Origin of the sequence: Methylocapsa aurea (genome assembly GCF_000746085.1) — a bacterium.
Classification (GTDB): Bacteria; Pseudomonadota; Alphaproteobacteria; order Rhizobiales; family Beijerinckiaceae; genus Methylocapsa; species Methylocapsa aurea.
Genome location: NZ_JQKO01000001.1, coordinates 213,106 through 235,944 on the forward strand (window position 1 = coordinate 213,106; position 22,839 = coordinate 235,944).

General features: G+C 61.3%; 19 protein-coding genes. 16 read left to right on the forward strand and 3 right to left on the reverse strand.

All coding sequences use genetic code 11. The features are described 5' to 3' along the window. The first annotated feature begins 18 nt into the window (after nt 1–18). From DL86_RS00995 to DL86_RS01025, 6 genes are all read left to right on the forward strand, one after another. Nucleotides 19–744 (forward strand): nucleotidyltransferase family protein, encoded by a 726-nt coding sequence (locus tag DL86_RS00995; RefSeq protein WP_245276163.1) that lies wholly within the window; start codon nt 19–21, stop codon nt 742–744. 114 nt (nt 745–858) lie between these two features. Beyond that, a complete protein-coding gene (locus DL86_RS01000) occupies nt 859–2,397 on the forward strand; it encodes a YifB family Mg chelatase-like AAA ATPase (protein WP_036257319.1) in 1,539 nt (512 codons plus the stop codon). 97 nt (nt 2,398–2,494) lie between these two features. Next, nucleotides 2,495–3,724, forward strand: coding sequence for an AGE family epimerase/isomerase (locus DL86_RS01005; protein WP_051952463.1), 1,230 nt, complete (start codon nt 2,495–2,497; stop codon nt 3,722–3,724). Between the two features lie 379 nt (nt 3,725–4,103). Next, a complete protein-coding gene (gene rfaE1, locus DL86_RS01010; RefSeq protein ID WP_036257321.1) occupies nt 4,104–5,579 on the forward strand; it encodes a D-glycero-beta-D-manno-heptose-7-phosphate kinase in 1,476 nt (491 codons plus the stop codon). A gap of 429 nt (nt 5,580–6,008) precedes the next feature. Then, entirely contained in the window at nt 6,009–6,839 is an 831-nt protein-coding gene (locus DL86_RS01020) for a universal stress protein (RefSeq protein WP_036257324.1), read from the forward strand. A gap of 93 nt (nt 6,840–6,932) precedes the next feature. Further along, entirely contained in the window at nt 6,933–7,925 is a 993-nt protein-coding gene (locus DL86_RS01025; RefSeq protein ID WP_036257326.1) for a zinc-dependent alcohol dehydrogenase family protein, read from the forward strand. 7 nt (nt 7,926–7,932) lie between these two features. Here DL86_RS01025 and DL86_RS01030 read toward each other — a convergent pair whose 3' ends face one another. Further along, a complete protein-coding gene (locus tag DL86_RS01030) occupies nt 7,933–9,486 on the reverse strand; it encodes a bifunctional aminoglycoside phosphotransferase/ATP-binding protein (protein ID WP_036257328.1) in 1,554 nt (517 codons plus the stop codon). A 119-nt stretch (nt 9,487–9,605) separates the two neighbouring features. Here DL86_RS01030 and DL86_RS01035 point away from each other — a divergent pair, with 119 nt between their 5' ends. After that, entirely contained in the window at nt 9,606–10,004 is a 399-nt protein-coding gene (locus DL86_RS01035; RefSeq protein WP_051952528.1) for a response regulator, read from the forward strand. Between the two features lie 103 nt (nt 10,005–10,107). On the opposite strand, the gene DL86_RS01040 is transcribed toward DL86_RS01035, so the two are convergent. Further along, a complete protein-coding gene (locus tag DL86_RS01040; RefSeq protein ID WP_084572612.1) occupies nt 10,108–11,964 on the reverse strand; it encodes a PHA/PHB synthase family protein in 1,857 nt (618 codons plus the stop codon). 360 nt (nt 11,965–12,324) lie between these two features. On the opposite strand from DL86_RS01040, the gene ribH reads away from it, so the two are divergent. The 4 genes from ribH to DL86_RS01060 all read left to right on the forward strand — a co-directional run bounded on the left by ribH (nt 12,325) and on the right by DL86_RS01060 (nt 16,640). After that, entirely contained in the window at nt 12,325–12,816 is a 492-nt protein-coding gene (ribH, locus tag DL86_RS01045) for a 6,7-dimethyl-8-ribityllumazine synthase (protein WP_036257330.1), read from the forward strand. Further along, nucleotides 12,816–13,280, forward strand: a complete 465-nt coding sequence (gene nusB, locus DL86_RS01050) for a transcription antitermination factor NusB (RefSeq protein WP_036257332.1) — start codon at nt 12,816–12,818, stop codon at nt 13,278–13,280. The genes ribH and nusB overlap by 1 nt, the downstream gene beginning before the upstream one ends. Before the next feature lie 38 nt (nt 13,281–13,318). After that, nucleotides 13,319–14,314: a thiamine-phosphate kinase gene (thiL, locus tag DL86_RS01055; protein ID WP_202899141.1), complete on the forward strand. Its 996-nt coding sequence runs from the start codon at nt 13,319–13,321 to the stop codon at nt 14,312–14,314. A gap of 187 nt (nt 14,315–14,501) precedes the next feature. Next, nucleotides 14,502–16,640, forward strand: a complete 2,139-nt coding sequence (locus tag DL86_RS01060) for a sodium-translocating pyrophosphatase (protein WP_036257977.1) — start codon at nt 14,502–14,504, stop codon at nt 16,638–16,640. A 152-nt stretch (nt 16,641–16,792) separates the two neighbouring features. Here DL86_RS01060 and DL86_RS01065 read toward each other — a convergent pair whose 3' ends face one another. Then, nucleotides 16,793–17,284 (reverse strand): outer membrane protein assembly factor BamE, encoded by a 492-nt coding sequence (locus DL86_RS01065; RefSeq protein ID WP_084572613.1) that lies wholly within the window; start codon nt 17,282–17,284, stop codon nt 16,793–16,795. A 254-nt stretch (nt 17,285–17,538) separates the two neighbouring features. Between DL86_RS01065 and DL86_RS01070 the strand changes: the two genes are divergently transcribed. The 5 genes from DL86_RS01070 to DL86_RS01095 all read left to right on the forward strand — a co-directional run bounded on the left by DL86_RS01070 (nt 17,539) and on the right by DL86_RS01095 (nt 22,613). Next, nucleotides 17,539–18,066 carry a ubiquinol-cytochrome C chaperone family protein gene (locus DL86_RS01070; protein WP_036257982.1) on the forward strand — a complete coding sequence of 176 codons (528 nt, stop codon included), beginning with the start codon at nt 17,539–17,541 and terminating at the stop codon, nt 18,064–18,066. Between the two features lie 267 nt (nt 18,067–18,333). Continuing rightward, nucleotides 18,334–18,963, forward strand: a complete 630-nt coding sequence (locus tag DL86_RS01075; RefSeq protein WP_156964413.1) for a YceD family protein — start codon at nt 18,334–18,336, stop codon at nt 18,961–18,963. Between the two features lie 852 nt (nt 18,964–19,815). After that, nucleotides 19,816–20,904: a phosphate acyltransferase PlsX gene (gene plsX / locus DL86_RS01085; protein ID WP_051952464.1), complete on the forward strand. Its 1,089-nt coding sequence runs from the start codon at nt 19,816–19,818 to the stop codon at nt 20,902–20,904. A gap of 28 nt (nt 20,905–20,932) precedes the next feature. Beyond that, on the forward strand, nt 20,933–21,925 hold the full coding sequence (locus DL86_RS01090) for a beta-ketoacyl-ACP synthase III (protein WP_036257338.1): 993 nt from the start codon (nt 20,933–20,935) through the stop codon (nt 21,923–21,925). A 373-nt stretch (nt 21,926–22,298) separates the two neighbouring features. Continuing rightward, entirely contained in the window at nt 22,299–22,613 is a 315-nt protein-coding gene (locus DL86_RS01095) for an integration host factor subunit alpha (RefSeq protein ID WP_036257990.1), read from the forward strand. The last annotated feature ends 226 nt before the right edge of the window (nt 22,614–22,839 follow it).

Genomic DNA, 22,839 nt, shown 5'->3' on the forward strand with positions numbered 1-22,839 from the left:
CAACAGGCTGTTGAGACGATGTCCTCTTTCATGCCCGGCAAAGCCATGGTCTTCGCGGCGGGTCTTGGCAGCAGGATGCGCCCTTTGACGCAAACCATGCCAAAGCCGCTGATCAAAGTGGCGGGCAAGCCGATGATCGACCATATGCTTGACCGGTTCGCGGCGGCCGGGGTCGGCACCGCAATTGTCAATGTGCATTATTTGGCGGACCAGATCGAGGCGCATCTTGGCGCCCGAATAAAGCCCAAAATCCTGATTTCGGACGAGCGCGAAAGACTTCTCGATCAAGGCGGCGGGATCGGCAAGGCCTTGCCCTTGCTGGGGCCCGAGCCGTTTTTTCTCTCCAACACCGACGCTTTTTGGATTGAAGGGCCAAAGGATAATCTGCGCCGCCTCGCCGCGGCCTGGGACCCCGGCGCAATGGACATTCTGCTGCTCGTCGCGGCGACGACGGCGAGCATTGGAGTCGATTGGCCGGGCGATTTCCTGATGGCGACGGATGGCCGCCTGACGCGGCGCGAGGAGCGTCAGGTCGCCCCTTTCGTCTATACCGGCGTCGGCATCATCAAGAGCGAACTTTTCGAGAACGAGACCCGAGAGGTCTACGCGCTCGCGCCGTTCTTCTTTCAGGCGGCCGAGAAGGGCAGGCTATTTGGTCAAAGACTCGACGGACTCTGGCTGCATGTCGGCACGCCGCAGGCCGTCGAGGAAGCAGAGCAAAGCATCGCGCGGAGCGTGCTTTAGCGCGGTCGCCAGATCGATGCACGCCATAAGATCAATTTTCGTTCCCTAGTTGTTCTTGCGCGCGGGCTTGATCTCGGCTAAGCTTCGGGCAAGCTGCATTGCGGGGTTCGCCCAATGGTCGTCAGGGTCGCGACGGTTGCGTTTGAAGGCATCGAGGCGCGGCCCGTCGATGTGCAGGTGCAAATCGCCAATGGCAATGTGGTTTTTACCGTCGTCGGCCTCGGCGACAAGGCCGTAGCCGAGTCGCGCGAAAGAGTGCGCGCCGCGCTGAATGCCTCTGGCCTCGCTTTGCCAGCCAAGCGCATTACGGTCAATCTGGCCCCGGCCGATCTGCCGAAAGAGGGCAGCCATTATGATTTGCCGATCGCGCTCGGCATCATGGCCGCCATCGGAGCCATTCCGCAAGACGCCTTGCAGAATTACACCGTCTTGGGCGAACTCGCGCTCGATGGAACCATCACCGCCGTCACCGGCGTTCTCCCCGCCGCCATCGCTGCGAACGCTCGCGGCCACGGCCTTATCTGCCCGCAGGCGAGCGGCCCGGAGGCCGCCTGGGCCAGCCAGGACATCGATGTCCTGGCCCCAATTTCCCTGATCCAGTTGGTCAATCATTTCAAGGGGACGCAGGTCATGGCGCCGCCGCGCCCGGCCATTCGCAGCGCGGTGGGGACGCAGCCGGACCTCCGCGACGTCAAGGGTCAGGAAAGCGCCAAGCGCGCGCTGGAGATCGCCGCTGCCGGAGGCCATAATCTCTTGCTCAACGGGCCGCCAGGCGCTGGCAAGTCGATGCTCGCCGCGCGGCTGCCGTCGATCCTGCCGCCGCTGTCCCCGCGCGAACTTCTCGAGGTTTCGCTGATCCACTCGGTCGCGGGCGATCTTGCCGGCGGCGCGCTCACCGACAGACGTCCGTTTCGCGCGCCGCATCATTCGGCGTCGATGGCCGCTTTGGTTGGCGGCGGCTCGCGGGCGCGGCCGGGCGAAATTTCTCTCGCCCATCATGGCGTTCTCTTTCTCGACGAATTGCCCGAATTCCAGCCGCAGGTGCTGGACAGCCTGCGCCAGCCCCTCGAAACCGGCGAAGTCGCAATCGCGCGCGCCAATCATCGCGTTGTCTATCCCGCGCGGTTCCAGCTTGTCGCGGCGATGAACCCCTGTCGGTGCGGCCATGCGACGGACCCCGGATTCGCCTGCAACCGGCAACCGAACGCCCGCTGCATCGCCCAATACCTGGCGCGCCTTTCGGGTCCCTTGCTTGACCGCATCGATCTTCATGTCGAGGCCCCGGCTGTCGCCGCCGCAGACTTGATGCTGCCCCCGCCTGCGGAAGGCTCAAAGGAGGTCGCCGCGCGCGTCGCCGCCGCCCGCGCGATTCAGGTGCGCCGTTACGCAGAACTCGGGCTGCCGGGAATCGGATCGAATGCTGCGGCGCCTTCGGCAGTCATCGAGGCGGTGGCGCAACCGGACGCCGGCGGTCTCGCGCTGGTCCGCGACGCTTCCGACCGCCTGCATCTCTCGGCGCGCGGCTTCCATCGGATCTTGAAGCTCGCCCGCACCATCGCCGATCTTGACGCGACGGAGAGGGTCGGAAGCTTGCATTTGGCCGAAGCTCTATCCTACCGGATCGATACGACGCGGCAGGCGCGGGCCGCGTGATCCGCTCGAGCGCAATCAGCCGGCCCCGCCATCACCGGGGAGAGGATTGGGGGCGCGAGCTAGACAGCGCTCCAAACTCGCGGCTATGTGTTGGCGCATGACCAATCGAGACAAAGCCATCGCGCCGGATTTAGGCTCTTCCCTCAGTTCGAGCGGATTGACGCAGGCCCGCGCCAGTGCGAAAAATTTCAATCATTGGCTGATCTCAAAGGCGCTTCCGCTTTGGTCGACGGCCGGTTTTGACGCAAGGCGCGGATGCTTTCACGAGCGCCTGGATTGGAGCGGCGGGCCAGTCGGCGCGGTTCCGCGACGGGCCATGGCGCAGGCCCGGCAGATCTATGTCTTCGCCCATGCGGCCTATCTTGGCTGGTTTCCAGAAGGGGCGCGCCTTGCGGAGATCGCCTTGGACTCTCTGCTGCGCGATTTTCGCGATGGTGGCGGCGCCATGGGCGGTTTCGCTTTTTCAGTCGACGCCGAAGGCGCTCCTGTTTCAAAAGTTCGCGATGCTTACGCGCATGCCTTCATTCTTTTCGCCCTGGCTTGGGTCTACCGCTTGAACGGCGATTCCCGCCTCGTGGCAATGGCCGATGAGACGATCGCGTTTATCGACGCCCATCTCGAGGATCGAGCGCACGGCGGCCTCTTCGACCAGGCTCCCATCGAAGATCGGTGCAAGCGGCAAAATCCGCATATGCATCTCCTGGAATCCTATCTCGCCTTGGAGGTTGCGGCTCCCGGCAAAGGCTATATCGAGCGGGCCAAAAAACTTGTCGCTTTGTTTCAAGACCGCATGTTCCTTGCCGATCCGGGCGTCCTGCTGGAATATTTCGCGCAGGACTGGAGCGCTCATCCTGACGCCGTGAAACGCCGGATTTTCGAGCCCGGCCATCACTTCGAGTGGGTGTGGCTCCTGCGCGAGTACGAAAAGCTGTCCGGCGAGGACCTCCAATTCTGGATCAAGCGTCTTGATCACAGCGCGCGCGGCGCCGGCCTTTCTGAAAATGGGCTCGTGTTCGACGAGGTCGCGACCGATATGAGCGTGCTGAAGAATTCGCACCGGATCTGGCCGCATACGGAAGGCGCGAAAGCGGCGGTCGCTCGGCATTTGCTCGGCGACGCCGATGCGGCGTCATTCGCATCGGCGATGAGCGACGCCTTGTTGGAAAACTTTCTCGACAGGCCCTTTGAGGGGGGCTGGATCGACCAACTGGATGCGGCGCGGCGGCCGCTTGTCGGCTATGTCCCGGCGAGTTCGCTTTACCACCTGTTTCTGGCGGGCGCGGAACTGTCGCGCGGCTTTTCATCCGAAGAGAGGTCGGCGCTCTAGACTTACGTCCATTTTGGCGAGACCGGAGCGGCTTTTGCTTGAACGCGATTCTTGCAAGATAAATGACATTAGTGGGGCAAAAGCGGAGCGAGTAAGAAAGCGTTGACTGTCAACTGTCAGATTTGAGCTGACGAAACAGCAATTTTGCATTAGAGCTAGGCCGCTTCAGGGTCGCTCGATTATAATCTTTCGCATTTGTATTTGCGCTTGATGATGTACGAAAAACCGCACGCCGCTCGCAGGCCATGCTCGAATTTTGACTTGAAATGGGCATGGCGGCAATGGGCATGGCGGCTTCCCGCATCGTCGCTTGCCTGTCGCCCACCCATTGCATAGCGCTCCGGCTTCGGTTCGCTTCAGCCCGCGGATTGGACTTTACATGCTCCCATTTCTCGATCGCTTCGCGACCTGTCGGGCTGCGGTGATCGGCGATCTCATTTTGGATTGCTATCTGCACGGCGACGTCAGCCGCATCTCGCCGGAGGCGCCGGTGCCGGTGGTTCGCTCCCTGTCGGAAAAATCAGTGCCGGGCGGCGCCGCCAATGTGGTGGCGAATCTCGCGACCCTTGGCGTCTTGGTCGATGTCGTCGGCTTGACCGGAGTGGATGGCGCGCGGGACCAGCTCCTCAATCTCCTGCACGACCACGGCCGCGTCGATGTCTCAGGAGTGATCGCCGTCGACGGACGGCCGACGACGCGCAAGCTGAGGGTTCTTGGGGCGCATCAGCAAATCGTTCGCGTCGACCAGGAAGACACGTCTCCCTTTGGCGAAGAGGTCGAAGATCGCCTGGTCGCGGCCGCCTTCGCCGCGATCGAGCCGGCTGACGTCGTCATTCTTTCCGACTATGGCAAGGGAGCGCTTTCGGAACGCGTGTTGCGCGCCATCATCGGCAGGTGCAACGCCGCGCGCAAGGAGGTTCTGGTCGATCCGAAGCGCCTCGACCTCACCGCCTATCGGGGCGCATCCATCCTCACTCCGAACCGCAAGGAGCTGTCCGCCGCGACGCGACTTCCCTGCGAGAGCGACGCAGAGGCGACGGCCGCGGCCGCCCGCGCGCAGGAGATGTCCGGCGCCAATATTCTTTTGACCCGGTCGGAAAAGGGCATGTCTTTCTTCTCGGCCGGCAATGCGCCGATTCATCTCGCCACCGTGGCGCAGGACGTGTTCGACGTGTCAGGCGCCGGCGACACCGTCATCGCCGTTTTGGCCGCCTCTCTCGCCGCGCAGCTGTCGATTCGCGACGCCATGAAAATGGCTAATCACGCCGCCGGCATCGTGGTCGCGAAGGTCGGCACCGCCACCGTGACGCTGGACGAATTGCACGCCTCGCTCGCTTCGGAGATGGCGTCTCCCTCAGTGAACGATGGTCGTCATGTCGGCCTCGCCGAGGCAGCCGCTTTGCGTTGGGCCTGGGCGAAGGAGAAACTGACCGTTGGCGTCGCCAACGGCTGTTTCGATCTTTTGCACCCAGGTCATATTTCTCTCATCCGGCAGGCGGCGGAAACCTGCGACCGCCTGATCATGGCTCTGAATTCCGACGAATCGGTGCGTCGTTTGAAAGGGCCGTCGCGTCCGGTTCAAGACGAAATTGCCCGCGCCGCGGTCATCGGCGCCATCAAGGGCGTCTCAGCAGTCGTCCTCTTCGACGAAGATACGCCGCTCGAGCTTCTCAAGGTCTTGCAGCCGGACATTCTCGTCAAAGGCGCCGATTATACCGAGGATACGGTGGTGGGCGCCGATATCGTCAAGGCGCGCGGCGGCAGGGTGGTGCTTGCGAACCTTTCGCCCGGCCAATCCACCACAAAACTCATTTCCAAGGCGGAAATCCCGGCGAGGGCGGGAGCGAAAGGGTAGGGCGTTTGTCGATGCGACAAGGTTAACCGCGTCGAAAACATCGCTCCGCCCATTTGCAATGCGGCGCAGCGATCGAACTGATCTTTACGCCTGTCAGGCCTTGCCTGATAAAAAAAACCTCAACTGACAAAGCGGAGCGTGGCGCGCGCCCGGATGGATCGGATCGAATGGCGGCGCGTTTTATCGCCGAAAGCGCCTGGTTCCGCGGCGCATCGGTTTCAGGCTGGCGGATCAACGCCCCAGGTGATTGTTTGATTAGGATCAACGCGTCGGCTTGACCTTCGAACTACACATCTGGAGCGAAGCGGAGTCCGGTTTGCATTTAAAGTTTTGCACAAAGACAGACAGCTAAGTCGTCTGCCGATTTAACTTCAAGAGACGCTTTAGAGCGGATGCCGAGGCCAAGAAGGCCGCGAGTGGGAGCTGGTCATGTCTTACGCCACCTTGATGGTTCACCTCGATCTGGACCAGCGCAATGACGCCCGCCTCAGGATCGCCGGCGATCTCGCCGAGCGATTCACCGCGCGAGTCATCGGCGTCGCGGCGCAGGCCGAGATCATCCCCATGTATTACGCCACGGACGGCTATGGCGCGGCATTTGTGGCTGAAGATAATCTCGCCGAGATCAAGCAGCGCGTGCAACAGGCCGAGGAGCGTTTTCGCACGGCGCTCGCGGGCCGCGCTAAGGAGATCGAGTGGCGGTCGGCGCTCGAGGAGCCGGCAGTCTATATCGCCGAACAAAGCCGCGCCGCCGATCTCGTCATTATCGGCAAGACGTCAGTCGAGGACAAGAACGAACCGGCCCCTCAGATCGATCCGGGCGACCTCATAGGGCGAACTGGGCGTCCTCTCCTCATCGTTCCAAATGAAGTCCCGATCCTGCGGGCCGAGCGGATTCTCATTGCTTGGAAGGACACGCGCGAATCGCGGCGGGCGGTTTTCGACGCCCTGCCATTTTTGCGCGCGTGCCAGCAGGCGATCGTCGCTGAAATCGACGAGGATAATGATCCGGCGGAGGCCAATCGCCGGGTCCAGGACGTCGTCGCCTGGCTTGCCCGGCATGGCGTGAATGGCGTTGGCGTTGTCGAGCCTTTGCGCGACCACGCGGGCGCTCAACTCGACGCGCTCGGCCACAAGGAAGCCGCCGATCTGATCGTCGCGGGCGCCTATGGCCATAGCAAGTTCCGGGAATGGATTCTGGGCGGCGTCACCCGCGATCTCCTTAAGCAAACCGCCCGGTGCCAATTGCTGGCGCATTGAATTGGCGGAGCTTTTTCGAGCAGAATGAGCCCGCATTTCATAGAATCTGATCGGGAAGCGCTCTAGCCTGAGTTCGTCGTCAAAGGGCTTTCCATGTACGCCATGGCATTGCGGAAAATCGGCGCGCCTCTGGTCTTCGAGGAAATGCCCGATCCTATCCCCGGCCCCGGCGAAGTGAGGGTCCGGATCGAGGCTTGCGGCGTCTGCAGGACCGATCTCCACGTCGTCGATGGCGAACTGCCGGACCCCAAGCTTCCGATCATCCCCGGACATGAAATCGTTGGGCGCATCGACGCCTTGGGTCCCGGCGTGGAGGGCTTCCAGGTCGGGGCCCGGGTCGGCATCCCTTGGCTCGGGCATACTTGCGGCGTTTGTCCCTATTGCGCGAGCGGGCGGGAAAATCTTTGCGATCGGCCGCTTTTCACCGGCTATACCCGAAATGGCGGCTACGCGACCCATGCCATCGCGGACGCGCGCTTCGCTTTTCCATTAAGCGAACAAGGCTCTGCGGCGGCGCTTGCGCCTTTGCTCTGCGCCGGCTTGATCGGCTGGCGCTCGCTGGGCTTTGCCGGCCCTGGCAAAATCCTTGGCCTTTACGGCTTCGGCGCCGCTGCCCATATCGTCGCGCAAGTGGCGAGAAAGCAAGGCCGAACGGTCTTCGCTTTCACCCGCCCGGGCGATGTCGGCGCACAGACCTTCGCAATGCGGCTCGGCGCCGCCTGGGCTGGCGGGTCAAACGAAAAGCCGCCTGAGCCGCTCGATGCGGCCATTATCTACGCGCCAGTCGGAGACCTCGTGCCTATGGCGCTTGCGAACCTCCGCAAAGGGGGCGTCGTCGTTTGCGCCGGAATCCATATGAGCGATATTCCGCGCTTTCCTTATCGAATCCTGTGGGAGGAGCGTCAGATCGTCTCGGTGGCCAATCTGACGCGGCAGGACGGGATCGACTTTCTCGGCTTCGTCGCGCGAGAAGGGGTTGAGACCTCGACCAAGGCCTACCCGCTCGAACAAGCCAACGAGGCTTTAGCGGATTTGCGCGCCGGGAGACTCGAGGGCGCGGCGGTGCTGCTGCCGCCGAAGATTTGAAACAAATCTACTGCGGCGCGCTCGGCGAGCTGCGGCGGATCGACGCGAGCGCATGGTCGATGAGAGAATCCCGCGAAGCTGACGCATCGAGGCGCTCCCAATCCATCGCGCCGATTTTCTCTTGCGCCTGCGCAGCCACCACGGCTTGCGTCGCGTCCGACGCATCGTCTTTTCGTCTGGCGACCCGCTCGAACAGAACATCGGTCGGCGCTTCCAGCCAAAGCCCCGTGAAATAGGCTTGGCGGCGGCCGGCGAGGTAGGCCTCGGCCAGACGCTCTGCCGCTTTCAGATGCGCGGCGTCGATCACCACGCTTTGGCCCGCGGCAAGCGCGACGGCCGCCATGTTGCGCAAACGCTCATAGATCTTCGCCGAGATTTCCGGCCGATAGGCCTCGTCCGGCAGGCGATCGAATTCGCGGAGACCATAGAGGCGCTTGCGTTCGATGTCGCTCCGAAGATGCAGGGCGCCTGGAGCGCGTCCAATCGACGGACTTAGAGCTCTTGCGAGCGAGCTCTTGCCCGTCCCTGACAGGCCGCCGATCGCGATCAGTTCCAGCTTGGCCGGCTCCAGGAAATCGCAGGCCGATTCGAAAAGACGGCGCGCCGCCGCTATATGTCCGGCGTCCCTGGCGGGCTGCAGCGCGGTCACCTTGGCGCGGATCGCGGCGCGCAACGAAAGAAAAAGCGGCAGCGCGGCAAGGCCATCGAGTTCGTTGGCGGCTTCGAGGCGCGTCGACAAGTAGCGGTTGAACAGCAAGTTGGCATGAGCGCGCAGTCCTCGCGTCCATAGGTCCATGAGCAGAAATCCGAGATCGTAGAGAAGGTCGCAAGTCGCCAACTTCTCATCAAATTCGAGCGCGTCGAAGAGCACCGGCGCGGCGTCGATCATGGCGATGTTGCGAAGGTGCAGATCGCCATGGCACCGGCGCGTCAGGCCCTGATCTTCACGCGCGGAAAGGAGCGGGGAAAGCCGCTCGAAATCGCGGGTCATGCGGTTTCGAAGCAGGGCGGCGCCTTGCGGGGGGAAGATATCGGGCGCGGCTTCGAGGGAGAGCAAAGTTTCTTCGATCTGCGCTTGGAGCGCCAGCGTCGCGTGTTCCTCGATGACCGGGCGCGCGCGCCGGTGCGCGGCGGCGACCACATCCGCAAGCTTGGCGATGATTGCAGAATCGAGTTCGCCGCGATCGGCGAGATGATCCAGAGTGCGGTTTTCATCGAAACGGCGCAAATGAACCGCCCATTCGACGATTGTCCCCCCGGCGCCAAGCTTCAGGCCGTTCTGGTCCTTCGAAATTGGCGTGACCCCGAGGTAGATCTCCGGCGCGTTCGCCTTGTTGACGGCAAGTTCGCTCTCGCAAGCGCGGCGGCGCTTGTCCAGCGTCGAGAAATCCATGAAAGGAAAGCGGACCGCTCGCTTGATCTTGTAGACGTCCCGGCCGGCGAGGAAAACGGCCGCCCCATGCGTGTCGACGCGGATCACCGGCCCCGCGAGCCCGTGGGTCGCCGGATTGCCAAGGAAGGCGAAGATTTCGCTTTGATCTTGAAGGACATGCGACTCCATGTGCGATCCACCATCGTGTGTGCATCTGACCTAGATCAGCGCGTCCCTGTTCGATCTCCGGCAGACTTCAAAAAATGGGCGGCGCCGTCTTGAACTCCAATGCAACAGCAGACGCTTTAATGCAGGCTACCCTTTTCCAACGCGCTTCGATCGAGGCTCCAAAAGTCGTCCTTGTGGATGACGATCGCCCGGTTCTGGTTTCGCTGCGCTTTTTTTTGGAAACCGAGGGATTCGACGTTGAGGCGTTTGAAAGCGGCATGGATCTCTTGGCGCAGCCCACGCTGCCCGTCAAAGGCTGTTTCGTCATCGATTATCATATGCCGGCGATGAATGGATTGGAGTTGCTTGCGCAGTTGCGGGATCGCCGTTCCTTGCTTCCCGCCTTTCTCATCACCGGGCATCCGGATCTAGCGATCGAGCAGAAGGCCGCGCACGCCGGCGTGTTGCAGGTATTTTGCAAACCACATCTAGGTGGGGCGCTTGTCCAGGGAATTCGAAAGGCGCTTCGAGAGCATTAGAGCATAACGACAAAAAGTTGCAGACTTTTTGGCTAAAGACATGCGTCAAAACTAACAGACAAGGGGCAATTTCGATTCTGCTTAAGGAATCTGGGGGCGCGGATCATGGCTGGAGCACAAAGGTTCCAGGCGCGGCGCACAAAGAGTCCTGATCGTCGAAATGCGGCGGCTCTTGATCTGGGCCCGATGCTGCGGCCAGCCACGCCGCCCATTGCGGCCACCAGGAGCCGCTTTGAGGTTCTGTCGTCGCTATCCACCGATCCGGGTCGAGATAAATGTCCCGTTCGGTCTTTGTGCGAATCCGGTAATGCCGTCGCTTGTGGTTCGGCTCGGAAACGATTCCGGCGTTATGCCCTCCGGAGGTAAGCAGGAAGGTGACGTCGGCGTCGGCTAGGAGATGGATTTTGAAGGCCGAACGCCACGGCGACACGTGATCGCTCTCCGTTCCCACGGCGAAGATCGGCGCGCGGATGTCGGTCAGCGCAACCGGGCGGCCAGCGGTTTCGAACCTGCCTTCCGCGAGGTCGTTATCGAGAAACAGATGCCGGAGATAGTCCGAATGCATTCGGTAGGGCAGGCGGGTCGCATCGGCGTTCCAGGCCATGAGATCGCTGGGACTCTCGCGTTCGCCCATCAGATAGTCGCGGACGAGTTTCGACCAGATCAAATCGTTGGAGCGCAAGAGTTGAAAGGCTCCGGCCATGTGCATGCCGTCGAGATAGCCTTGGCTCCGCATCAACTCCTCGAGAAAGCTGACCTGGCTTTCGTTGATGAACAGCGTGAGTTCTCCGGCCTCGGTGAAATCATGTTGAGCCGCGAAAAGGGAAAGGCTCTTCAAGCGATTGTCGCCGTCGCGGGCCATGGTCGCCGTCGCGATCGATAGGAGCGTGCCGCCAAGGCAATATCCCGCTGCGTGGATCTTGCGGCCGGGGAGAATCGCGGAAATCTGATCGATCGCCGCCATAACCCCAAGCTGGCGATAATCCTCCATCCCGAGATCGCGATCGGCCGCGTCCGGATTGCGCCAGGAAATCATGAACACGGTGAAACCCTGCTCGACGAGGTAGCGAACAAGGGAATTGCCCGGCGAAAGGTCGAGAATATAGTATTTCATGATCCAGGCCGGGACGAAAAGGATCGGCTCCGGTCGAACCGTTTCCGTTTGCGGCGCATATTGGATCAGTTCGATCAAGCGGTTGGCGAACACCACCTTGCCGGGCGTCACGGCGACATTGCGTCCAGGTTCGAAAGCCCTTGAGCGGGGCGGCGCATTGTCGTGAAGTTTGCTCCAATCGTCGAGCAAATTGGCGAAGCCCTTGATGAGATTCGCGCCGCCGGTTTCATAAGTGCGGCGTAGGACGACCGGATTGGTGAGAATGAAATTGGATGGCGATACCATGTCGAGCATTTGCCGCATCGTGAAGGCGACGACATTTTCGTGTTGCTTGGTGACGCCGCCGACTCCGGTCGTCGCATTGTGCCACCATTGCTGCTGAAGCAAGAATCCTTGCGAGAACAGATGATAGGGCCAGCTCCGCCATTCCTCCGCGACAAAGCGCTTATCTTGCGGCAGCGGCTCGATGCTTTGCGGTGAGCGCGGGCTCATGAAGGCGTTGGCTGCGATCGCGCCGAAGCGGGCCGATTTGCGCGCCGCTTTGCCGAAGAGCTGCATCTGCTTTCCAGGCGAAAGCGCAAGATGCACCGCCCAATCCGCGAAAGACTTGCCAAGCGCCATGGGCGAGACGCCATTTGTCGTTTTGGCGAGCATTCCGTGAAACGCATGATCGATTCGGCGCGCGGCCTCATCCAATGGATCGCTCTCGACCTGATCGACGCTCAGCGTGGCCGCGAATGGCTGGCCCGCCGCCCGCGCTTCGACGAGCTGGCCGCCGCTCGACGTCGTCGCTAGGGCGCGGCGATCAAGCCCGGATGTGGGAGCGGGCGCAAAATCCTCTTGCATTCGATCCTCCTGCGGCCTCCGGATGGCAAGCGAACGCTTCCGCCTGCGTTTTTGGCGCTTGGGTTGCTTCACGCCGGGGGCAAGGGCTTAGCCCGCGGCGAAAAAATAGTGTGGCGAATGGAAGTGATGATCCGGTGCGCTTCTATAGCCGGGACGGGAAAATAGACCAAGCGCGCGGCGTTTTAAACGAATGGCGCCGATCCGCCGCGACCGTCAATCGCGCGCTTCCGCCAATCTCCGCCGCGCAATGGCGCGCTTTGGACTTGCCGCGGCTGATTTCGCTTGTTACTCGAAGCGGGCTCGCTTGAAGAGCCTGGCGAAGCTTCCCCTTTGAACCCTCTTCTCGAGTGAAGGCGATTAATGGCCCTGCCGCGCCGCTCCGATGCTCCAGCCGACACAGGCGTCGATGGCGCCCGTTTCCTCATTGTCGAGGCGCGCTTTTATGACGAAATCGGCGCCATGCTGTTTGAGGGCGCAACGCGGGCCTTTGACGCGGCCGGCGCCGTTTTCGACCGCGTCGGCGTGCCGGGCGCGCTCGAAATTCCGATCGCGATGGCGATCGCGCTCGACCACGCCGAGGAATTGGGTCAGCCTTTCGCCGGCGCGGTCGCGCTCGGCTGCGTTATTCGCGGCGAAACCTATCATTTCGAGATTGTCGCGAACGAGAGCGCGCGGGCTTTGATGGCGCTCGCCGTGTCGCGCAAACTGGCGCTCGGCAACGGAATCCTCACTGTCGAGACCGAGGCGCAAGCGTTGGAGCGCGCGGCGCAAAAGCAGGGCGACAAAGGCGGCGACGCCGCGCGCGCGGCGCTGGCGCTCTATCGCCTTAAAGCCGAAATAGGGCGCGTCTGATGGCCAATGCCGATGGACGCTCCGCCGCTCGCCTCGCCGCTGTCCAGGCGCTTTATCAGATGGAGGTGACGGAGAAGGGCCTGAACGAAACCTGCGCCGAATTCGAATCCTTCTGGATTGGCAACGAAATCGAAGGCGAGCGCTATAAGGCCGCCGAAATCGAATTTTTCCGCGATATCATGAAGGGCGTCATCGCCAATCAGGGTCCGCTGGACCGCCTTATCGACAAGACTCTGGTTGAAGGGTGGCCTTTGGCGCGGATCGATTCCGTCATTCGCGCTATCTTGCGGGCAGGCGCCTACGAATTGAAGCAACGCTCCGATATTCCCGCGCGCGTCTCCATCAAGGAATATGTCGATGTCGCCGGCGCTTTTTTTGGCCGAGAAGAGGCCGGAATGGTCAACGCCGTGCTGGATGGGCTGGCGCGGCGCTTTCGCGCCGAGGAATTCGAACCGAGAATTTAGCCGCGCAACTTTGCACGCTCTAAACTTGGGGTGAGATCATGCCGCGCCCCTCCGAAGACGATTTGATCGCAACCTATTTTGCGCCGCTTGCGGGGCCGGGGGCTTTTGGGCTGCGCGACGACGCCGCGGCTCTGGCGCCAAGACCCGGCCAGGACATCGTCTTGACTAAGGATCTCTTGGTCGCCGGGGTGCATTTTTTCGTGAATGATCCGCCGGACGCGATCGCGCGCAAGGCTCTGCGCGTCAACCTCTCCGACCTCGCCGCCAAGGCCGCCGAGCCGATTGGCTATCTCCTTGGCCTCGCGCTGCCGGAGGATTGGACGGCGGACTGGCTCGCGGCTTTCGCTCTGGGACTTCAGCAGGATGGGGCGGCTTACCAATGCCCGCTGCTCGGCGGGGATACGGTGAAGACGCGGGGCCCGCTCATGCTGTCGGTGACGGCGCTCGGCGCGGTTCCCTCGCAAAAAATGCTTCCGCGGGGAGGCGCCGCCGTTGGCGATCTGCTCTATGTGAGCGGGACCATCGGCGATGGCGCGCTCGGCTTGAAGCTGCGGCTTGACGCGCCGGAAGACCGGCATTGGACCGCTGTCATGACTCCGGCCTCCGCCGCCTATCTCCGCGAGCGCTACTTATTGCCGCAGCCGCGCCTGGCCTTGCGCGAGGCGCTGCGCCTCCATGCTCATGCCGCAATGGATATATCGGATGGTCTTGCCGGGGATCTCGCTAAAATGCTGGGCCTCGTCGGCATGACGACGGAGATTGTGGCGGCGAAGGTTCCGCTCTCGGCGGCCGCGCGGGAGGCCTTGAAGTTGGAGCCGAAACTTATCGAGACGATCCTGACCGGGGGCGACGACTACGAGATTCTTTGCGCCGTTGCGCCCGCAAAAGCCGCCGGCTTCGAGGCCGCCGCCGCTGCGGCCGGAATAAATGTGAGCGTAATCGGCGGCGCAGCGCCGGGCGCATCGCCGCCCATATTCAAGGATGGTGAGGGTAGGGCTTTGAGCTTCGCCAGACCATCGTTTCAGCACTTCTAGAACGCTTGCAGCCACCGGGAACTTGCATTGCGAGGTGGGCCAAGCATTACTGGAGATTGACCGGGTGGGAGGCGATTGCGTCCTCTCGCACTTTCTGCAAAGGTTTAGATTCGAGCGCGGGCATTTGGCCTCGTCCAACGCCGTGAACAGCACTAAAGGCTGCAACAAAAATAAAGGGTGGAAGCAGATGAGTCCAATTTGGCTGATCATTCTGGCCGGGCTTTTGTCGATCGTTTATGGCGTCGTGACGTCATTGAAGCTCTTGGCCGCCGATCCCGGCTCGGCCCGGATGCAGGAAATCGCCGGCGCCATCGCCGAGGGCGCGCAAGCCTATTTGAAACGCCAATATTTGACCATCGGCATCGTCGGCGTCGTGATCTTCCTTGGCTTTGGCCTGCTTCTGTCCTGGACGATCGCCATCGGGTTCTTGATCGGCGCGATCCTGTCGGGCGCGGCGGGATTCGTCGGCATGAATGTCTCGGTCCGCGCCAATGTCCGCACCGCGCAGGCTGCGGCGCAATCGCTTGGCGCCGGCCTCGATATTTCGTTCAAGGCGGGGGCCGTCACCGGCATGCTGGTGGCCGGTCTGGCGCTGCTCGGCGTCGCCGCCTATTTCTATGTTCTCATCGGACCGCTCCATCACGCGCCCAATGCGCGCGAGACGATCGACGCGCTTGTGGCGCTCGGTTTCGGCGCCTCCTTGATTTCGATTTTCGCGCGGCTCGGCGGCGGCATCTTCACCAAGGGGGCCGATGTCGGCGCCGACCTTGTCGGCAAGGTCGAGGCCGGAATCCCAGAGGACGATCCACGCAATCCAGCGACGATCGCGGACAATGTCGGCGACAATGTCGGCGATTGCGCCGGCATGGCGGCCGATCTTTTCGAGACCTACGCGGTGACGGTTGTCGCCACCATGGTTCTGGCCTCGATCTTCTTCACGGGCCAGCCGGTCCTGTTCCTGGCCATGCTCTATCCTTTGGCGATCTGCGCGACCTGTATCGTGACCTCGATCGCGGGGACCTATTTCGTCAAGCTCGGCGCCAATAATTCGATCATGGGCGCGCTCTATAAGGGCCTGATCGCGGCTGGGCTTTTATCGATCATCGGCCTTGCCGTCGCAACCGCCTTAACGGTCGGATTCGGCGAGATCGGCACGGTGAATGGGGTCGAGATCTACGGCTGGCGCCTTTTTCTCTGCGGGCTCATCGGGCTCATCGTGACCGGCCTCATCGTCGTCATCACTGAATATTATACCGGGACGGGCAAGCGCCCTGTCGTCTCGATCGCCCAGGCCTCTGTGACGGGGCATGGCACCAATGTGATCCAGGGCCTCGCCGTCTCGCTCGAATCGACCGCGCTGCCAGCGCTGGTCATCATCGGCGGCATCATCGCGACCAGCCAGCTCGCCGGTCTTTTCGGAACGGCGATTGCGGTGACCACTATGCTCGGCATCGCCGGAATGATCGTGGCGCTCGACGCGTTCGGGCCGGTGACCGACAATGCCGGCGGGATCGCCGAGATGGCGGGCCTGCCTAAGGATGTGCGCCGCGTCACCGATGCGCTCGACGCGGTCGGCAATACGACGAAAGCGGTGACCAAAGGATATGCGATCGGCTCTGCTGGACTTGGCGCCCTGGTCCTGTTCAACGCCTATAGCCATGATCTCGAACATTTCGCCGCGAACCCGGATCTGTTTCCCTATTTCAAGGGAATGGAGGCCGTTTCCTTCGACATTTCCAATCCCTATGTCGTGTCGGGCCTGATCTTTGGCGGCTTGATCCCCTATCTCTTCAGCGGAATCGCGATGACGGCGGTCGGTCGGGCGGCGGGATCGGTCGTTGAGGAGGTGCGGCGCCAGTTCCGCGAAAAGCCGGGAATCATGCTGGGAACGGAGCGTCCCGATTACGGTCGCGCGGTCGACATGCTGACCAAGGCGGCGATCAAGGAAATGATTGTGCCCTCGTTGCTGCCGGTTCTCGCTCCGCTCGTCGTCTATTTCGGCGTGCTTTTCATCTCAGGCTCGAAGGCCTCCGCCTTCGCGGCGCTGGGCGCTTCGCTGCTCGGCGTCATCGTCAACGGATTTTTCGTGGCGGTTTCAATGACCTCGGGCGGCGGCGCCTGGGACAACGCCAAGAAAAGCTTCGAGGATGGCTTTGTCGATAAGGACGGGGTCAAGCATTTCAAGGGCGACGACGCGCACAAGGCGTCCGTCACCGGCGATACGGTCGGCGATCCCTACAAGGACACCGCCGGCCCCGCCGTGAACCCGGCGATCAAGATCACCAATATCGTCGCGCTCTTGCTGCTTGCGGCGCTCGCCCATTGAGGTTGGGGGCGAACCTTCGCCGGCGTTCAACCGGCGAAGCCCACACTGGCGAGAGCTGCTGCTCTAGGCTTTCAGTAGAAAGCAGCTCGAGCTTTTTGTATTTTATCGCATTTTTATAACGCGAACAGGTGCTTGCTTGACTAGGAAATTGTCTAGCTGAATTTCAGCAGGTTGAGGAACATTCCCTTGAGGAAGGTGGATTCCGCTCCTGCGGTTGGCGTCGTCCGGGTCACGAAGTCGATGAGCTTCCCGTCCTCCATGCCATAATTAGCGATGCGCTCGACTTTTTTCGCCTTGCTGAAATAGACGGCGAACACGCGCTGGTCGATCAGACTCGGCGCCATGAACTGGACGCTGCGATCCGTCACCTGAGTGATGTAATACCAGGCGTCGCCGCCGATGGTGGACGTGGTCGTTGGCGTTCCCATGAGCACCAGTATCTGTTCAGCCGACGCGCCCACTTTGACTTGGTCGATCGTTTTTGAGTCAAGCTGATACCCGTGGATGACCTTCCCGTCATAGCCGAGGCAGCCGCCAAGCCCGAGCGCAAGCGTCGCCGCAACGGCGAGTTTCAAGCAGGCTGCGCCGAAAGCCGGTTTGCCGGTCTTCCGATGGCGAGCAGGGGCCGCAATGTCCAACCGCATCCTTGAGCCTCCAGCCTAAAGCATTTTCCGGTGAAGCGGGAACGGGTTCGCCCGCGGAAAAGCAACAAAACGAACTTTTGAATTTGCCGATCGAGTCGCTTGGATTTAAAGCAATCTTTTCAGAAACGATCCGCTCGTCGCCGCGATCCGAGGATGCGTCGACGCCTAACGCCCGGCCGTGCGAAAAGCAAGGCGGCGGAAGTCGGATTCCCTCTATGTGGCCGGATGACGGCGAAAGTTGGACGGGAGACAGAATGATTTTCGGGCTCTTCCGGCGCTCCGCCAACCGTAAAGTTATTGAACGGCTTCACGGCGAAATCGTGGACGCGGCCCGCAATCGCAGCTTGTTCACGGAATATGCCATCGAAGACAGCTTCGAGGGCCGCTTCGAATCGATTGCGCTCCACGCTAGTCTAGTTCTGCGCCGACTCAATGCGATGGCGGCTCCAGCTCCCGCCATGGCTCAAGATCTCGCGGACGCGCAGTTTCGTCATTTTGAGATTGCCTTGCGGGAAATGGGCATCGGCGACGTCAGCGTGCCAAAGCGCATGAAGACGCTTGCCGAGGCCTTCCTCGGGCGCGCCGCGGCCTATGATCAAGCTTTGCGCGCTGGCGCGCCAGCCCTCAAGGCCGCGCTCGCGCGAAACGTCTATTGCAACCACGAAAATCCGGGCCGCCTTGCCCGTTACGTTGCTGCGATGCATTTGGCGCTTGAAAAGGCGCCGCTTGAGGCCTTTGCAACGGGCCCGGTTCCGTTTCCTGAGCCTTCAACCATTGTCTGAGGGAGAGGACCGCCGCATCGAGCGTTGGCGGCGCTCGAAATTTTCGCTATCGCTGCTTCAGCAGACGGCATTTGTTGAGGCGCCGGAGCAGGAGAGCCGACGCTGTCCTGCTTGGAGTTTTGCGTCATTTCTTTCTGACTGGCGGCTGATCTTTGGAGAGGATGCCTGCGGCGCGATCGGGAATTGCAGATTTCTCGGATCGGGCCAATTAGATTTGAAGCGATTGCGCTCAAATGCGTAGATCTGCAGCAGCAGGAGGCGGTTGCGATGAAATCCAAGGGCAATCCAGGCGCCAAATCCCGCAATGCCGACGCGGGTGGAACCGCGCTCCGGAGTGAGGCAGGACATTTCTCGCGTCCGCTGGCGGTTGACGACGTTCCCGAAGGCGGGCTCGAAATATCGATCCGCGCTGATCCGGCCGAATGCGCGGCGATGGCGCAAAACGACGGCCTGGAGGCAATCTTAAGCCTTGACGCCAATTTCCAGGCGACGAAACAGGGCCGCGGAGGGATAAGGATCAGGGGGCGTCTCCATGCCCTGGCAGTTCAGACATGCGTCGTCAGCCTCGATCCTTTCGAGGCCGAGATCGAAGCGGACATCGATGTTGGCTTCGCGCCCGCCCCCGAAATCGCATCAGAATCCGGCCGCGCCAGTTGGGACCTCGATACAGGAAGCGAGGCTCCGGCGGCTTTTTCAACGCAAGGGAGGGATCCGCCCGATCCGATTGTCGACGGACGCATCGATCTTGGCGCGCTGGCTGAGGAATTCTTGGTCTTGAGCCTCGATCCATATCCGCGCAAGCCGGGCGCGCGCTTCGACGAAAGCATTCTTTCCGGCGATCCGGTGGAAAAGGTCTCGCCTTTCGCGGTGCTGAAGAAGCTCAAGGAAGAGCCCTGAAGGCGCGCCTCGCAGTCTTCGCGCTGGCGAAGCGAGGCGGGTCAGCGATCCTGCATCGGACGCATACAGGCGGGGGCGTTGGAGTCTTCCAATCCCGGACGCAAGCTTGCCCATAGCGGACCACATCGAGGATGAGGACGAAGCAGGGAGGGCCTTTGAACGCATCAGATTCCCAAAAAAGCGGGCGGCTGGCGCGCGGGGCGAAAAAAAAAGCTTGAACAAAATGGATTTCCCAGTGTTTACCCATGTTTGTCGCGGCGAAAAAGGGAGACGCCGCTTCAATGCGCCGCCCGATCCTCCAACTTAAGGTCTGGATCCGCCGTCTCCGCTCGAGGGAAGAACGCTTGGCAAGATTGATCGCGCTGCTGAACGCAAAAGTCGGATCGAGGCCGTCGCCGAGGGGTTGCTCCGCGCTCCGGCTGGCGGTTTTCCGATGAATCGCGGCCAGGAGCGGGCGCGTCATTCCGATGCCGCCGGATCGGTGGGCAATGGATGCGTCTTGAAATGGACAATGAGGCTGTCGCGGGCCAGGACCCGAGCCAAGGCAGACGAAAATTGAACGTCGCCGGCGGCGCAAAGGGCCATAATCAAAATGCGCGAACTTCCTGTGCTATTCCCTACAGAGGCGACTCTCCTATATTGGAGAGATCAAAGCGGCGAGATGGGACCTGAACTTGGCGATGCGGTCCATTTGGACGGCGTAGCGTTGAATCCATCGAGGCGAAACGCAGCCGCGCCGCCTAATTTTTCCCGCCGCCGAAATAGGGTGATTCCTCAAACTGTTTCGTCCAAGACGATTTCGCCTGGCGCGAACGGCGCGCTTTTTGGGGTGACCCGGAGTTCCGGACTTAAATGATGCAGCCAGTGCGAATTGCGCTCGACGCCATGGGCGGAGACTTTGGGCCCGAAATGCTCGTTCCCGGCGCCGCCCGCGCGCTTGAACGTCGACCGGACATGAAATTTGCCTTTTTCGGCGATGAGGCATTGATCCGGCCGCATCTTGACGCCTTTCCGAAACTCAAGACGGCTTCGACGGTGCAGCATACGGACGTCGCCGTCCGGATGGATGACAAGCCGAGCCAAGCCTTGCGCGCCGGCCGCCGGACCTCGTCGATGTGGCTTGCGATCGACGCCGTGCGAAAAAATGAGGCCGATGTCGTCGTTTCCGCGGGCAATACAGGCGCGTTGATGGCGATGGCCAAGACCTGCTTGCATACGATGCCGCAAATCGACCGGCCCGCCCTCGCGGCAATCTGGCCGACCATTCGGGGTCGGACCATCGTTCTCGATGTCGGCGCCTCCATTGGCGCGGATGCGCAGCACTTGGTCGATCTCGCGATCATGGGCTCGGCCATGGCGCGGATCGTCCTCGCGGTTGAGCGGCCGTCGGTGGGCTTGCTGAACATAGGCGTGGAGGAGGTCAAGGGAATCGAGGAGGTGAAGAAGGCCTCGCGCCTGCTCCGGGAAACCGCCTTGCCGAACCTTGACTATCTCGGTTTCGTCGAAGGCGGCGATATTGGCAAGGGAACCGTCGATGTCGTGGTGACCGAGGGATTTACCGGCAATATCGCGTTGAAGACGGCCGAGGGCACGGCCAAGCAGATGGGATATTATCTGCGCGAGGCGCTCAGTCAGGACATCATGTCCAAAATTGGCTATTTCCTAGCGAGGCGCGCCTTTGCGGCGCTGAAGGGAAAAATGGATCCGCGCAACCTCAATGGCGGCGTTTTCCTCGGCCTGAACGGCGTCGTCATCAAAAGCCACGGCGGCTCTGACGCCGTCGGAACCGCTGGCGCGATCGAAATCGGCTACGACATGGCGCGGCACGAATTGCTCGGCAGAATACGCGCCTCTCTCGCTCTCTCGCATCAGGATCGTCCAGCGGCGCCTCCGAAGCTCAGGGCCATGGGTGAGCCGGAGAACACCTCGACCGGTTCTTGAAATACTTCGTTCTCGATGGATATTCCCCGTGACAGATGAATCGCCAGGCAAGCTTCGCTCCGTTGTCGTGGGTCTGGGCTCCTATCTCCCCAAGCGCATCGTCAGCAATGCCGATCTTGAAAAGTCGCTGGATACGACCGACGCCTGGATCGTGCAGCGGACCGGCATTCGCCAGCGCCATATCGCGGCCTCGGACGAGCCGACGTCCCAGCTTGGCCTCAACGCCGCAAAAGCGGCTCTCGCCGATGCTGGCCTAAGCGCCGCCGACCTCGATCTCGTCATAGTGGCGACCTCGACGCCAGATTATACCTTCCCATCCGTCGCAACCCAGATTCAGGCTGGACTTGGCATGACTCATGGCGCGGCCTTCGATGTCCAGGCCGTGTGCTCCGGCTTTGTCTTCGCCTTGGCGACCGCCGATAAGTTCCTGCTCTCGGGATCGCACAAGCGCGCCTTGGTCATCGGCGCGGAGACCTTTTCGCGTCTCCTCGATTGGACCGATCGGACCACCTGCGTTCTCTTTGGCGATGGGGCGGCGGCGGTCGTGCTCGAAGCGCAGCAAGGGGAGGGGACGGCGCAGGATCGCGGCGTCCTTACCTCGCATCTGCGCTCGGATGGGCGCCACCGCGAGAAGCTTTATGTCGACGGAGGTCCGTCGACGACCAGGACGGTTGGCCACTTGCGCATGGCCGGCAGGGAAGTCTTTCGCCACGCGGTCGGGATGGTTGCCGATGTCGTCAACGAGGCTTTCGCCGCCACCGGGACGACCGCCAGTGAACTCGATTGGTTCGTGCCGCACCAGGCCAACCGCCGGATCATCGATGCATCCGCCGAGAAGCTTGGGATAGCGCCTGAAAAAATTGTCGTAACCGTCGATATGCATGGAAATACGTCGGCGGCTTCGATCCCGCTCGCCTTGGCTGTGGCGCGCGATGACGGCCGGATCAAACGCGGCGACCTTGTGATGATCGAAGCCATGGGCGGCGGGTTCACCTGGGCGTCGGCGCTTATTCGCTGGTGAGGGTTCGAGACCGGCGATTATGGAAGATACCTTGATTTGACGTGAAATTTGTTCCAGACTTTTCAAAAGCGCGCCGGAAGCAACATTGGTCCCTCGAAAGGCCGCGCGCGATTGGAATCATCTCAACCGGTGATTCCGGCATTTCTCGAATGAAAATGGATTTAATGAATAAGCTAGAGGCGTCCCGCCCTCCGCCGCTTGATGCGAGACATCCGACGGGGCCGGCGCCCTTCCAGCACACCCCTTTTTCCATCCCATTCAGTTTGAATTAAACAGATATCGAGATTTCGGAATGATTAAATTTGCAGCCATGTCCGCTGCTGAACCCGCTGGAGCCTCGCCTGCGGATCAAATGGCTGAGTCCTTGGCGGAATTGGCGCCTCGCACGATCACGCGGGTTGATCTTGCGGAAGCGGTATACCGATGCGTCGGCTTGTCGCGCAAGGAATCAGCGGTTCTTGTGCAAATGGTGCTCAATGAATTGGCTGATACTTTGGCCGCGGGCGAAACGGTAAAACTGTCGTCCTTCGGATCATTCGTCGTGCGCTCCAAGTCTGAGCGCATCGGGCGCAATCCAAAAACCGGCATCGAGGTGCCGATCACGCAGCGCCGCGTCATGGTGTTCAAGCCTTCGAGCGTATTGAAGGCTCGGATCAATGGACAGGTGGTGGCGGACGAAGCCGACTGAGGCGGCTCCCTTAGTGCATGTTCTTAAAAAAGCTGATCGACTTTCTTGATGCTTCGACATCGGATATATCCGATGTCTCATAAGAACATGTTCTAACTTTTTAAAATCTGAGCGATTCCTTTCGATCGGATGTTTCCAATCGATCGGGAAGCGCTCTTGAGCCGGATGATTTTGGACGGAATCGCAAGGCGATCTCGTCCAAAGTCTGAATCCGTCTCTTCTCAAA